The organism is Pseudomonas putida (assembly GCF_009883635.2).
In the GTDB taxonomy this organism is placed as follows: Bacteria; Pseudomonadota; Gammaproteobacteria; order Pseudomonadales; family Pseudomonadaceae; genus Aquipseudomonas; species Aquipseudomonas putida_W.
On sequence record NZ_CP026115.2, the window covers coordinates 329,329 to 343,013 of the forward strand.

Here is a 13,685-nt window from a genome sequence, read left to right on the forward strand (position 1 = left end):
TGGTCGGTCACGTGCCGACACGGGGCTTGCGAAGCTTTCACATCACGCGCGGCGCGGTCTTGCACGCAGGTGCTGACACGCCGCGTCCACGTGGATTTCGCGGCGCAGGGGAAAGACTAGTCGAGCTTGGGCAGAGTTCTAATAGAGTGGTTCTTCCAGGCTGATAGCCCCGGCACATCCATACAAGGCACAAGCGTCAGCGTCGTGCTTCAATACACCGCCAACCCCTCCAGCCCCGGTGAGCCAAGCCCCATGAACCGCAACGACTTGCGCCGCGTCGACATGAACCTGCTGGTGCTGTTCGAAGCCCTGATGATCGAACGCAACCTGACCCGCGTCGGCGAAAAGCTGTTCATCACCCAGTCCACCGTCAGCGCCGCCCTCGCCCGCTTGCGCGAACTGTTCGACGACCCGCTGCTGATCCGCAGCGGCCGGGCCATGGAGCCAACCCCGCGGGCCATGCAGATCTTCGCCGAGCTCGGCCCGGCCATGGATGTGATTTCGTCCGCCATCAGCCGCGCCCGCGACTTCGACCCTGCCAGCAGTTGCAACCAGTTCCGCCTGGGCCTGTCGGACGACGCCGAGTTCGGCCTGTTCCCCGCCTTGCTGCAGGCGCTGCGCGAAGAGGCGCCGGATATCAGCGTGGTGGTGCGCCGCGCCAACTTCCTGCTGATGCCGGGCCTGCTGGCCAGCGGCGAGATCTCGGTGGGTGTGAGCTACACCACCGACCTGCCGGCCACCGCCAAGCGTCGCAAGCTGCGCGATATCGGCGTGCGGGTGCTGCGCGCCGACGACCGCCCGGGCCCGCTGACCCTCGATGAGTACTGCGCCCGGCCCCATGTGATGGTGTCGTTCTCCGGTGACATGAGCGGCAACATCGACCTCGACCTCGCCCGTATCGGCCGCTGCCGCAAGGTGGTGCTGGCCGTGCCACAGTTCGGCAGCCTGCGCGCGCTGCTGCGCAACACCGAAATGATCGCCACCGTGCCGGACTACGCCGCTTGTGCCCTGGCCGACGATGGCAGCCTGCGCGCCGACCCGGCCCCCTTCGAGATCACCGAGGCCGAGCTGTCGATGGTCTGGAGCGGCGCCCACGACAACGACCCGGCCGAGCGCTGGCTGCGCGAGCGCATCCTGCAGTACATGGCCCGCCCGAGCTGATTCATCGACCTCATCGATAGCCACCATGAATGCCATCAAGTTCCGCCGCAGCCACTGCGGACGGAAGATGGCGGCATTCACTGATCGATGAGGTGCTACCCATGAAAACCGGCATGCTCGCTGCCCTGCTCGCCCTGTTCGCTGGCCTTGGCGGTTGTGCCGCGCCGGCTGTCCAGCAGGCTGCCCAGCCCTACGGGCATTTCTACTCGGCCACCGCCATTTCCTGCGTCGCGCTGGCCCCAGGGCAGCATGTGGCCGTGCTGCTTGGGCGCAACGCCGACAGCACCCTCAGCTACCTGCAGCAGCACCGTGGCGACGCGGTGGCCAAATCACAGCCGCGCAGCATCCCGGTGGCCACACTGCGAGGTGGCAGCCAGGCCTACGACTGGCTGGCGCATTCACTGGCCCAGCAGTTCGCCGAGGTGACCTTCTATGAAGACCTGGACAGCCTGCTCGCCGACCACCCGGACGTGATTGTGTTGCTGGACAGCGAAAGCCGCCTGGCTACGGCAGACGTGGAGAGCCGAGTAGTGGCGCGCTTCTTCGACAGCCAGCTGACCTACATCGGCCGCGCCGAAGGGCGTGCGCGCAAGGATGTCAGCAATGTGGCGCGGATGCTGGAAGATGAGCAGGCCGCCAAGGCCGATGCCCTGCGCGATTTCGACGCTTCGCTGCAGCGCTTGCTGGGCAGCAAGGTGTAAGGCGCAACGACGCTCCGGCAGAAAACAGGGAACTCCCGCCACTCGCCCGCCATCTTAAGCAGTGAGTGGTTTTTTCCTTGTGCTTCACGTTACTGGAGAACACGACATGCGCCACCTACTCCTCGCCCCTGCGCTGCTGCTCCTGCTGCCTGCCGGTGCGGCCCTGGCCCGCGTCGATGCGGGCGACGTCGCCACCTCGGCCGGTGTTTCCGCCTCGCTGTATTCGACCTTCAAGGATGACAAACGGATCATCCCTGCCCGGGATGAGCTTTCCGCCTTCGTAGCCAGTGGCGGGACCATCCGTGGCGCCTATGTGGAGTCGGCGCTGGAACAGGCCCGCAAGGATAATCCTGGGCTGCAGGCCAGTGACGAAGAGCTGGCCCGGGCAATCCTCTCCCAGGATGACCCGATCGCCCATCATTGATGTAGCGCCTGCACCGGTCCTTTCGCGGGGCAAGCCCGCTCCTACACATAGCCTGTAGGAGCGGGCTTGCCCCGCGAAAGGGCCGGCACAGGATGACCTCACCCCCACCCATCCATACGCATGGTCGCCCTGACCAAGCGCTGCTCTTCCTGCTCGATCTCCCGCAAACTGTCGCGAATCCCGTTGATATGCTCGCGTGCCGCCCGCTGTGCCTGCTCGGGCAGCTGCTCCATCACCGCGTGATACAAGCGCGCATGCTGGCGATCAATCTGGCGTTTCTGCGCCGGGCGGCAGTAGAGGTTGTTGACCGAGGCGAACACCGTGCTCAGGGTCAGGTCGCTCAATGACTGCAGGGTATGCACCAGCACCGGGTTGTGCGACGCCTCGCTGATCGCCCGATGGAAGGCATGGTCACGCCGGGCATGCTCCCGTGGGTCAAGCGCTTCGGCAGAAGCATGGGCGTCCAGCATGTCTTCGTAGCGCCTGCGGATCAGCAAGCGGTCGATATCGGTGGCGCGCAAGGCCGCCAGGCGCGCCGACTCGGCCTCCAGCAAGGCGCGCACCTCCAGCAGGTCGAACAGCGTGCGGGGCTGCGAGCTGAACAGGTGCATCAACGGCGTGGCGCTGGCCTGCCCGGCAAGGTCGGCGACGAACGAACCGCGCCCCTGCTCGGTATCGATGATGCCGCGCCCACGCAGAATGCGCAGGCCTTCACGCAGCGCCGAGCGCGAACAGCCGAGTTTCTCCACCAGGCGCCGCTCCGATGGCAAGGCCTGGCCGACCTTGAGCACGCCTTCGACGATCAGCCGCTCGACCCGCTCGGCGACCTGGTCCGCAACCTTGGCCTTGCCTTCAATACCCATGCGCAGACTCCAACTGGTAGGACCACTGCTGTGGACGGTTCAAATCTAGCCGGTTAAAGCCATGGATAACCAGTACTTCGCGGAAAAACTGGTAGGACCAGTTACCTGCTCCCTCGACCACCCCTAGCCAAGCGCGCAGGCTGCATGAACGAACGGTTTTCCAACAACAACAAAATTGCCGCTGAGTGAGCCTGATGAACATCCTCTACGACGAACGTGTCGACGGAGCGCTGCCCGCAGTGGACCTGCCCGCGCTGCTGCAGGCGCTGCGTGACGCCCTCCCCGACCTAGAGATCCTGCACCGCGCAGAAGACCTCAAGCCTTACGAGTGCGACGGTCTCTCGGCCTACCGCACCGTGCCGCTGCTGGTAGTGCTGCCCGAACGCCTGGAACAGGTGCAGACCTTGCTCAAGCTCTGCCACTCGCGTGGCGTGCCAGTGGTGGCGCGCGGCGCCGGTACCGGCCTGTCGGGCGGCGCGCTGCCGCTGGCCAAGGGCATCCTGCTGGTGATGGCGCGCTTCAACCGCATTCTCGAAGTCAACCCGCAAGGCCGCTTCGCCCGGGTTCAGCCTGGTGTGCGCAACCTGGCCATCTCCCAGGCTGCCGCGCCCCACGGCCTGTACTACGCACCCGACCCTTCTTCGCAGATCGCCTGTTCGATCGGCGGCAACGTCGCCGAAAACGCCGGTGGCGTGCACTGCCTGAAATATGGCCTGACCGTGCACAACCTGCTCAAGGTGGAGATTCTCACCGTCGAGGGTGAACGCCTGACCCTGGGCAGTGATGCCCTCGACAGCCCAGGCTTCGACCTGCTGGCACTGTTCACCGGTTCCGAGGGTATGCTCGGCATCGTCACCGAAGTGACCGTCAAGCTGCTGCCCAAGCCCCAGGTGGCGCGGGTCCTGCTGGCCAGCTTCGACCGCGTCGAGGATGCCGGCCGTGCGGTGGCCGAAATCATCGCCGCCGGCATCATCCCCGGTGGCCTGGAGATGATGGACAACCTGGCGATCCGCGCCGCCGAGGACTTCATCCACGCCGGCTACCCGGTAGACGCGGCCGCCATCCTGCTGTGCGAGCTGGATGGCGTCGAGGCCGATGTGCAGGATGACTGCGAGCGGGTAGACGAGGTGCTGAAGCAGGCCGGTGCCCGCGAAGTGCGCCTGGCTTGTGACGAGGCCGAGCGCGTGCGCTTCTGGGCCGGGCGCAAGAACGCCTTCCCGGCGGTGGGGCGGATTTCGCCGGACTACTACTGCATGGACGGCACCATCCCGCGCCGCGAATTGCCAAGGGTGCTCAAGGGCATCAGCGAGCTGAGCGAGGAATACGGCCTGCGCGTGGCCAACGTGTTCCACGCCGGCGACGGCAACATGCACCCGCTGATCCTGTTCGATGCCAACCTGCCCGGCGAACTGGAGCGCGCCGAAGCCATTGGCGGGCGCATCCTCGAACTGTGCGTTGCGGTGGGCGGCAGCATCACCGGCGAACACGGCGTGGGGCGCGAGAAGATCAACCAGATGTGCGCGCAGTTCAACAGCGACGAAATCACCCTGTTCCATGCCGTGAAGGCGGCGTTCGACCCCCGAGGGCTGCTCAACCCGGGCAAGAACATCCCCACCCTGCACCGCTGCGCCGAGTTCGGCGCCCTGCACGTGCATCACGGGCAACTGCCCTTCCCCGAGCTGGAGCGTTTCTGATGAGCATGGACCGCGACATGAGTCAGGACCTGCTCGAACAGGTCAACCAGGCCCTGAACCTGGGCACGCCGCTGCGCATCCAGGGCGGCAACAGCAAGGCCATGCTCGGCCGCCCGGTGGCTGGCGAGATCCTCGATACCCGCAACCATCGGGGCATCGTCAGCTACGACCCGACCGAACTGGTGCTCACCGCCCGCGCCGGCACACCACTGCTGGAAATTGAGGCGGCACTGCACGAGGCCGGGCAGATGCTGCCCTGCGAACCACCGCACCTGGGCGCCGAGGCGACCCTGGGCGGCATGGTCGCGGCCGGGCTGTCCGGGCCACGCCGGCCCTGGGCCGGGTCGGTACGTGACTACGTGCTCGGCACGCGGGTCATCACCGGGCACGGCAAGCTGCTGCGCTTTGGCGGCGAGGTGATGAAGAACGTCGCCGGCTTCGACGTTTCGCGGCTGATGGCCGGCAGCTTTGGCTGCCTGGGGCTGCTGACCGAGGTGTCGCTGAAAGTACTGCCACGCCCACGCGAATGCCTCAGCTTGCGCCTGCCGATGGACCGCCACCAGGCCCTGGCCGAACTGGCCGAATGGGGCCAGCAGCCGCTGCCGATCAGTGCCGCCTGCCACGATGGCGAAGCACTGCACCTGCGCCTGGAAGGTGGTGAAGGCTCGGTGCAATCGGCCCGCCAGCGCCTGGGCGGCGACGTGCTCGACAGCCGCTTCTGGAGCGACCTGCGCGAACAGCGCCTGGCCTTCTTCAACGACCCGGCACCGCTGTGGCGGCTGTCGGTACCGACGGCCAGCGGCGAACTCGACCTGCCGGGGCAGCAACTCGTCGACTGGGGCGGCGCGCAGCGCTGGCTGAAGTCGACGGCTCCGGCGCACTTGATCCGCGAACAGGCAGCCAAGGTCGGCGGCCACGCCACCCGCTATGCCCCCGGCGACGACAGCAGCGCACCGCTCCCGGCGGCGTTGATGCGCTACCACCTCGCGCTCAAGCAGCAACTCGATCCCCAGGGCGTGTTCAACCCTGGCCGCCTGTACCCGGACCTGTGAGGCCACGCCCATGCAAACCAACCTGAGCGAGAGCGCCAAGCGCCTGCCCCGTGGCGAAGAAGCCGAAAGCATTCTGCGTTCCTGCGTGCACTGCGGTTTCTGCACGGCCACCTGCCCGACCTACCAGTTGCTCGGCGACGAGCTGGACGGGCCCCGTGGGCGCATCTACCTGATCAAGCAAGTGCTCGAAGGCGCGCCGGTCACCGCCAGCACGCAACTGCACCTGGACCGCTGCCTGACCTGCCGCAACTGCGAAACCACCTGCCCGTCGGGGGTGAAGTACCACGACCTGCTGGACATCGGCCGCGCCGTGGTCGAGCAGCAGGTACCCCGCCCGCTCGGCCAGCGCCTGCTGCGCCAAGGCTTGCGCGCCGTGGTGCCACGCCCTGCGCTGTTCAAGGCCCTGACCCGCACCGGTCAGGCCCTGCGGCCGGTGCTGCCGGCCAACCTCAAGAGCAAACTGCCGGCCCAGGTGACGCCACCCGGCGAGCGGCCCGCGCCTCGCCATGCCCGGCGCATCCTGCTGCTCGAAGGTTGCGTGCAGGCCGCCTTGTCGCCCAACACCAATGCCGCCACCGCGCGCCTGCTGGACCGCTTGGGGATCAGCGTGGAGCCGGTATACGAAGCCGGCTGCTGCGGCGCGGTGGACTATCACCTCAATGCCCAGGCGCAGGGCCTGGATCGTGCCCGGCGCAATATCGATGCCTGGTGGCCGGCCATCGAGGCCGGTGCCGAGGCCATCGTACAGACCGCCAGTGGCTGCGGTGCCTTCGTGCGCGACTACGGCCACCTGCTGGAAAAAGACCCGCACTACGCCGTCAAGGCTGCACGGGTCAGTGCGCTATCACGGGACCTGGTCGAAGTGCTTCGTGACGAGCCGGTCGAACAGCTCGGCCTGTGCGCCGAACAGCGCCTGGCCTTCCATTGCCCGTGCACCCTGCAGCATGCGCTCAAGCTCGGCGGCCAGGTGGAAAGCCTGCTGACGCGCCTGGGCTTCACCCTCACCCCGGTGCCGGACGGCCACCTGTGCTGCGGCTCGGCCGGCACCTATTCGCTGACTCAGCCCGCACTGTCGCGGCAACTACGCGACAACCGCCTGAATGCGCTGGAAAGCGGCAAACCGCAAGTCATCGCCACCGCCAACATCGGCTGCCAGACCCACCTCGACGGGGCCGGGCGCACGCCGGTGCGGCACTGGATCGAAATCGTCGAAGCAGCCTTGAACCAGGAGAACAGCCATGCATAGCAAGCCCGTGATCGGCCAGGCGGAAGTGTCCCGCCTGCTCGCTGCCGCCCGCCAGGAAGCCGAGTCGCAGCAGTGGAACGTGACCATCGCCGTGGTCGACGACGGCGGCCATCCACTGGCCCTGGAGCGCATGGACGGCTGTGCGCCGTCCAGCGCCTACATCGCCGTGGAAAAGGCCCGCAGTGCCGCCCTGGGGCGCAAGGAAACCCGTGACTTCGAACAGATGGTCAATGGCGGGCGCATCGCCTTCGTCACCGCGCCGTTGCTGACCAGCCTGGAAGGCGGCGTGCCTGTGCTGGTCGATGGCCAGGTAGTGGGCGCCATCGGCGTTTCCGGAGTCAAGCCGGAGCAGGATGCCCAAGTGGCCAAGGCGGGCGTGGCCGCCCTTTGAATCTGCGCCGGCCTCTTCGCGGGCATGCCCGCGACGAGGTCAGTACAAGCAAAGCATTCCCCGAAGACTTAACACCGAGCGAGAAGACAATGACCCATGCACTCAAGGTCGCCCCGATCCTGCAACGCTTCATCGAGGATGAAGTGCTGCCCGGCACCGGCATCGACGCCGCCAGCTTCTGGCAAGGCTTCAGCACCCTGGTCCACGACCTCGCCCCGCGCAACCGTGAACTGCTCGCCGAACGCGACCGCCTGCAGCACGAACTGGACACCTGGCATCGCCAGCACCCGGGCCCGATCAGCGACATGGCCGCCTACCAGGCTTTCCTGCGCAGCATCGGCTACCTCGTTGAAACCCCACGGCAAGTGCGCATCAGCACCACCCAGGTCGACCGCGAAATCGCCGAGCAGGCCGGCCCACAACTGGTGGTCCCGCTGAGCAATGCCCGCTACGCGCTGAATGCCGCCAACGCCCGCTGGGGCTCACTGTATGACGCGCTGTACGGCACCGATGCCATCCCCGACAGCGACGGCGCCGGGCGCGGCCAGGGCTACAACCCGGTGCGCGGCGCCCGGGTGATCGCTTTCGGCCGGGATTTTCTCGACCGCTCGGCACCGCTTGCAGACGCTTCCCACGCAGACGCCAAGGCCTACGCGATCCATCAGGGCAAACTGCAGGTGACCTTGAGCGATGGCCGCCAGGTCGGCCTCGCAGCGCCTGCGCAACTGCGCGGCTATCAAGGCGAGCCCGGCCAGCCAGCGGCCATCCTGCTGCAACACCATCGCCTGCATTTCGAGATCCAGATCGACCCGGCCAGCACCATCGGCAAGGCCGACCGTGCCGGGGTCAAGGACATCCTCGTCGAGGCGGCGCTGACCACCATCATCGACTGCGAAGACTCGGTCGCGGCGGTGGATGCCGAGGACAAGGTCAACGTCTACCGCAACTGGCTGGGCCTGATGAAAGGCGACCTCAGCGAACAGGTGAGCAAGGGCGGCAAGACCTTCACCCGTGCACTGGCCAGGGACCGCGAGTACCACGGCGCGGATGGCCAACCACTGACCCTGCCCGGCCGCTCGCTGCTGTTCATCCGTAACGTCGGCCACCTGATGACCAACCCGGCGATCCACGACCGCGATGGCCGGGAGATCCCCGAAGGTATCCTAGACGCCGTGGTCACCAGCCTGATCGGCCTGCACGACCTCAAGCGCCGCGGCAACTCCCGCGAGGGCAGCCTGTACATCGTCAAGCCGAAAATGCACGGGCCGGCCGAAGTGGCCTTCGCCGACCAGCTGTTCGGCCGTGTCGAGGACCTGCTGGGCCTGCCCCGGCATACCTTGAAGATGGGCATCATGGACGAAGAGCGACGCACCAGCGTCAACCTCGCGGCCTGCATCGCCAGCGCAGCCGAGAGGGTGGTGTTCATCAACACCGGTTTCCTCGACCGCACCGGCGACGAGATGCACAGCGCCATGGAAGCCGGCGCCATGCTGCGCAAGGGCGACATGAAAGGCAGTGCCTGGATCCAGGCCTACGAACGCAGCAACGTACTGGTTGGCCTGGCCTGCGGCCTGCGCGGCAAGGCCCAGATCGGCAAGGGCATGTGGGCCATGCCCGACCTGATGGCGGCCATGCTCGAACAGAAGGTCGCCCAGCCCCGCGCCGGCGCCAACACCGCCTGGGTGCCCTCACCCACCGCCGCCACCTTGCATGCCCTGCACTATCACCAGGTGGACGTGCCAGCGGTGCAGGCACAACTGGAGAACATTGACCTGGGCGCCGAACGCCAGCAGCTGCTGCATAACCTGCTGAGCATTCCGGTGAGCCCGGACCGTCCCTGGAGTACAGCCGATATCCAGGCTGAGCTGGACAACAACTGCCAAGGCATCCTGGGTTACGTGGTGCGCTGGGTCGAGCAAGGGGTGGGCTGCTCGAAGGTGCCGGACATCCATGACGTGGGGCTGATGGAAGACCGCGCCACCTTGCGCATCTCGGCCCAGCACATCGCCAACTGGCTACACCATGGGGTGGTCGGCAATGATCAGGTCGAGGCAACCTTGCAGCGCATGGCCACGGTGGTGGACCAGCAGAATGACGGGGATCCGGCGTACCGGCCGATGGCCGGGAATTTCGCGGGTTCGCATGCGTACCGTGCAGCGCAGGCGCTGGTGTTCAAGGGGCGTGAACAGCCAAGCGGGTATACCGAGCCGTTGCTGCATGGGTGGCGCTTGAAGTTCAAACAGGAAGTTAAACAATAACACCGGCCTTGCAGGAGGTCGGCATAGGGATCATCAATCCTGCGTGTCGACCACCACCGGCTCACCAATCGCATAGAAATGCCCACCCGCCACATAGTGCAGGCTGCGCCACTGCGGGTCGGCATTCTCATAAGCCCAATGCCCCTCGCGGAACACCCGGTCATCTGCCCAGGCCGCCACCACTTCACCAATGAACAGGTCATAGGTGCTCTGGTTGTGCGGCTCGTCGATCACCCGGCACATCAACCAGGCCGAGCAGCCCTGGACCAGCGGCGCCACGTGCCCCTTCACCCGCGCCAGCTCGACGCCGATGCTGTCCAGCTTGTCCGGCTGGTCGAACAGGCTGCGAGTCCCCACCTGATGGGTCAGCTGCGCCTGGGCGGCGGTTGGCACCTGGATCACGAACCAGCCACTGCCCTCGACCAGTTGCCGGGTACGGGCACTTTTGTCCAGCACCACGGTGACCTTGGGTGGGTCGAAGTCCAGCGCACAAGCCCAGGCCGCAGCCATGACGTTGTCCACCCCCTCGTGGCTGGCCGACACCAGTACGGTCGGCCCGTGGTTGAGCAGGCGGTAGGCCTTTTGCAGGTCGACGGCTTGGAAGTGGCTGTTCATCGGGGTCCTCGCTCAGCGCAGAATTCAGGCGAAGAATTGTGCCGCATCCCCGCAGCGCAAGCACCCTCCTCGCACAATTAGAAACTTCCTACGGCAAATTCGGAAGTGTCTTACTTGTCGCCTTGGGTCGGTGAAAACAAGATCGACATCTTCGCCCCAGAGGAGGCTGCGCATGCACCCAGATTCCCGCACCAACGCCGAACTGCGCAACGCCCTGCGCGAACTGCTGGCCCACGACGTCAACAACCCGGACGACGACCCGCACATGTCAGGCGTGCTGTTCTTCTGCGCCACCGACGAGCACACCCGGCAACTGGTCGAACGCATCGAACTGCTGGCCAGCGAAATCTTCTTCGATCCTTGCGGGCGAGCCATCCACCACCGGATGCGCGCCATCGGCGTCAAGGGCGTGTGCATCAAGCAGAAGCGCAAGGCTTCGGTGGATGAAACGGTGATACGCATCGACCTGAACGACAAGGGCTACATCACGGTGAGCACCGCCCGGCTCTGATCCGCTATCCTCAGCACTCTCATGCTTCGGACAGTGATCATGGAACTGCATATCCGCCTGGACGGCCGCAAAGGCCTGGCCGACCAGCTCTACCAGCAACTGCGCGCCGGCATCGACAGCGGCCACCTGGCCGCCGGCACGCAACTGCCGCCGACCCGGCTGCTGGCAGAGCAACTGGGCGTGTCACGCAAGACCGTGGCCGAAGCCTACTCGCGCCTGACCTACGACAACCTGCTCAGTGGCGTGGTCGGCCGTGGCACGTTCATCACGCCGCGCCAACCGCAGCACAGCGGTGAAACGCCAGCCGTGACCCTGGCCGCTGCCGCATCACTGCAGCGCTGGCAGCAACGCGCCACGGTGCTCGCCAGGCGCACCCAGGAAGCCCCTTCGCGCTATGACTTCGTCGGCGGTGCCTCGAGCAAGGCGCAGTTCCCCTTCGACCAGTGGCGCAGCTGCCTGAACTACGCCCTGCGCCGTAGCCAGCGGCACCCCGAGCGGCAGTTTTCCGCCCAGGGCCTGCCCGAACTGCGCGAGGCCATCGCCCACCACATCGCCTACGCCCGCGGCGTGCATTGCAGTGCGGCGGACGTGCTGGTGTGCAACGGCGCCCAGCAGGCCCTGGACCTGATCGCCCGGGTGCTGGTCGAGCCCGGCTGCCAGGTGGCCATGGAAGACCCCGGCTACCCGCCGGCCCGCCAGCTGTTCCTGGCCCTGGGGGCAAAGCTGCAGTCCGTACCGGTGGACGATGAGGGGATGTGCGTGGCGCACATCGCCGAGGGCACCCGGCTGATCTACGTGACCCCTTCGCACCAGTTTCCGCTCGGCATGCCGATGAGCGAAGCCCGCCGCCATGCCCTGCTGGCACGGGCCGCCGAGCTCGGCGCCTTGATCATCGAGGACGACTACGACTGCGAATTCCGCTACCAGGGCCCGGCCGCCGATGCCCTGCAGCGCCTCGACCAGCAAGGGCTGGTGGCGTATGTCGGGACGTTCTCCAAGACCTTGCTGCCGGAGCTGCGCCTGGGTTACGCGGTGCTGCCACCGGCGGTACTCAGCGCCGCCTGCGTGGCCAAGCACCTGAGCGACTGGCACAGCCCGACCTTGTTGCAGTGGGCGCTGGCACGGTTCATTGGCGAGGGCCACCTGAACAAGCACATCCGCCGCTGCCATGACATCTACAGCGGCCGCCGCGAGCGCATCCTGGCGCGGCTGGGCGGCGACCTGGCGCCCTGGTTCAGCGCCGTGCCCGCCAGTGCCGGCTTCCACTTGAGCGCGCTGGCGCAGCCGGGGGTGGATGTCGAGTTGCTGGCCAACCTCGCCCGCAAGGTGGAAGTCGGCCTGTACTCGCTGGCGCCGTTCTTCAGCGAAGCCCCGGTGCGCCAGGGGTTGCTGCTGGGCTTCGGCGCCATCGAGCTGTTGGATATCGACCCGGCGCTGGACCGGGTTCGCGATACCCTGCAACGCCTCAGTTGACCAGCGCCGCCTGGCCATCCTGCTTGGGCCGGGCGATGGCCGCTGCATAGCCGCGCGGAGCGAAACAGGCAGTCACCAACAGCATCGCCAGCACCGTGACGGTCAGCAACGTCCAGGATGCCTGGAAGTCGCCGCTGACATCGCGCAACCAGCCGGTGATGTACGGGATGATACCGGTGATGATGAAGCCGATGCCCTGCACGAACGCCGCCAGGCTGCCGGCTTCAGCGGGCGTCTTGAGATGCTCCAGGGTCAAGGTCAGGCTCAGGCTGAAGCAGGCGCCAAGACCAAAGCCGATCATCGCTACCCACAGGCCCATGGCCAGCGTCGGAGCCAGCAGCAAGCCGAGGAAGCCGGCCAACTGGATCGACAGCGCAAGCCACAAGCCCGGGCGACGGTCTGCAAAGCCGCGCAACAACAGCGGCAGGCCCAGGGCTCCGCAGACCTGGAAAATGGTCATCAGGCCGACCAGGTCGCCCCCGCCCTGCGCGGTGCCACCGTGCTCCAGGTGATAGGCCGGCAGCCACGCGACCATGCTGGTATAGCCGCCATTGATCAGGCCGAAGTACAGCGCCAGCAACCAGGCACGGCGCGTGCCGAACCAGTGCCCGCCCGTGGCACCGGCCAGCGTTGGCGCGCTGTCCCGAGGACGCAGCACGGCCCAGGCCAGCACCGCCAGCAGCGCCGGGATCGCCCACAAGCCAAGCCCGGCCTGCCAGTGGCCGAAGTACCCGCTTATATGCGGGCCGAGCACCGCCGCCAGGCCACCGCCACTCATCAGCGCCGCCGAGTACAGGCCCATGGTCCCGGCCAGGCGGCTGGGGAACCAGCGATTGACCAGGCCCGGCATCATGCCCTGCACCACCGCCACGCCCAACCCGGCCAGCACCGCGCTGGCGATCAGCGCCCAGGCGCTGTCCAGCTGCAGCCGCCACAGGCAGGCCAAGGCAATGGCAGTGAGGCCGCCGAGCATGCCGCCGTGTTCGCTGATCCAGCGCCGCAGCCAGGGCTGCAGCAACGGCACCAGGCCCATGCACAGCACTGGCAATGCGGTCAGCAGCGCCGCCTGCTGGTAACCCAGCCCGGTGCTCGCTCGCATTGGCTCGAGCAACGGGCCGATGCTGGTCAGGATCGGTCTCAGGTTCAATGCCAGCAAGATCACCAGCAACAGGTTCAACGCCCCTCTCATCACGAATCGATACTCCCAAGCAAGACCCGGCCATTATCCTGTCCAAGCAGTCAGGGTAGAAATGAAGAGATTGGATGCAGGTCAGTGGCCACCTTAATGGCCCGATT

13 protein-coding genes are annotated in these 13,685 nt (G+C 66.6%); 10 read left to right on the forward strand and 3 right to left on the reverse strand.

Features of this window, described 5'->3' with window-relative positions:
* Nucleotides 1-252: 252 nt before the first annotated feature.
* The 3 genes from C2H86_RS01470 (at nt 253) to C2H86_RS01480 (ending at nt 2,286) form a co-directional block, all read left to right on the forward strand.
* A complete protein-coding gene (locus tag C2H86_RS01470; protein ID WP_054887186.1) occupies nt 253-1,161 on the forward strand; it encodes a LysR family transcriptional regulator in 909 nt (302 codons plus the stop codon).
* A gap of 101 nt (nt 1,162-1,262) precedes the next feature.
* Nucleotides 1,263-1,862, forward strand: a complete 600-nt coding sequence (locus C2H86_RS01475; RefSeq protein WP_159411141.1) for a hypothetical protein — start codon at nt 1,263-1,265, stop codon at nt 1,860-1,862.
* Nucleotides 1,863-1,968: 106 nt separating this feature from the next.
* Nucleotides 1,969-2,286, forward strand: a complete 318-nt coding sequence (locus C2H86_RS01480) for a DUF2388 domain-containing protein (RefSeq protein ID WP_159411142.1) — start codon at nt 1,969-1,971, stop codon at nt 2,284-2,286.
* Between the two features lie 98 nt (nt 2,287-2,384).
* On the opposite strand, the gene glcC is transcribed toward C2H86_RS01480, so the two are convergent.
* Entirely contained in the window at nt 2,385-3,149 is a 765-nt protein-coding gene (glcC, locus tag C2H86_RS01485) for a transcriptional regulator GlcC (RefSeq protein ID WP_060513357.1), read from the reverse strand.
* Nucleotides 3,150-3,343: 194 nt separating this feature from the next.
* Between glcC and glcD the strand changes: the two genes are divergently transcribed.
* From glcD to C2H86_RS01510, 5 genes are all read left to right on the forward strand, one after another.
* Nucleotides 3,344-4,843, forward strand: a complete 1,500-nt coding sequence (glcD, locus tag C2H86_RS01490) for a glycolate oxidase subunit GlcD (RefSeq protein ID WP_159411143.1) — start codon at nt 3,344-3,346, stop codon at nt 4,841-4,843.
* Nucleotides 4,843-5,895: a glycolate oxidase subunit GlcE gene (glcE, locus tag C2H86_RS01495; protein ID WP_159411144.1), complete on the forward strand. Its 1,053-nt coding sequence runs from the start codon at nt 4,843-4,845 to the stop codon at nt 5,893-5,895. Before glcD ends, glcE begins: the two co-directional genes overlap by 1 nt.
* A gap of 10 nt (nt 5,896-5,905) precedes the next feature.
* The gene (gene glcF / locus C2H86_RS01500; RefSeq protein WP_159411145.1) at nt 5,906-7,141 is read left to right on the forward strand and encodes a glycolate oxidase subunit GlcF; all 1,236 of its coding nucleotides are present in this window, start codon (nt 5,906-5,908) and stop codon (nt 7,139-7,141) included.
* Nucleotides 7,134-7,532, forward strand: coding sequence for a heme-binding protein (locus C2H86_RS01505; RefSeq protein WP_159411146.1), 399 nt, complete (start codon nt 7,134-7,136; stop codon nt 7,530-7,532). Before glcF ends, C2H86_RS01505 begins: the two co-directional genes overlap by 8 nt.
* Before the next feature lie 89 nt (nt 7,533-7,621).
* Nucleotides 7,622-9,790, forward strand: a complete 2,169-nt coding sequence (locus tag C2H86_RS01510) for a malate synthase G (protein WP_159411147.1) — start codon at nt 7,622-7,624, stop codon at nt 9,788-9,790.
* A gap of 33 nt (nt 9,791-9,823) precedes the next feature.
* On the opposite strand, the gene C2H86_RS01515 is transcribed toward C2H86_RS01510, so the two are convergent.
* Nucleotides 9,824-10,405, reverse strand: a complete 582-nt coding sequence (locus C2H86_RS01515) for a flavin reductase family protein (protein ID WP_159411148.1) — start codon at nt 10,403-10,405, stop codon at nt 9,824-9,826.
* A gap of 172 nt (nt 10,406-10,577) precedes the next feature.
* Between C2H86_RS01515 and C2H86_RS01520 the strand changes: the two genes are divergently transcribed.
* Nucleotides 10,578-10,916 (forward strand): hypothetical protein, encoded by a 339-nt coding sequence (locus C2H86_RS01520; protein WP_159411149.1) that lies wholly within the window; start codon nt 10,578-10,580, stop codon nt 10,914-10,916.
* 39 nt (nt 10,917-10,955) lie between these two features.
* On the forward strand, nt 10,956-12,389 hold the full coding sequence (locus tag C2H86_RS01525) for a PLP-dependent aminotransferase family protein (protein WP_159411150.1): 1,434 nt from the start codon (nt 10,956-10,958) through the stop codon (nt 12,387-12,389).
* Here C2H86_RS01525 and C2H86_RS01530 read toward each other — a convergent pair.
* Nucleotides 12,382-13,578, reverse strand: a complete 1,197-nt coding sequence (locus tag C2H86_RS01530; protein ID WP_159411151.1) for a cyanate transporter — start codon at nt 13,576-13,578, stop codon at nt 12,382-12,384. The two genes, C2H86_RS01525 and C2H86_RS01530, sit on opposite strands and share 8 nt — an antisense overlap.
* Nucleotides 13,579-13,685 lie beyond the last annotated feature (107 nt).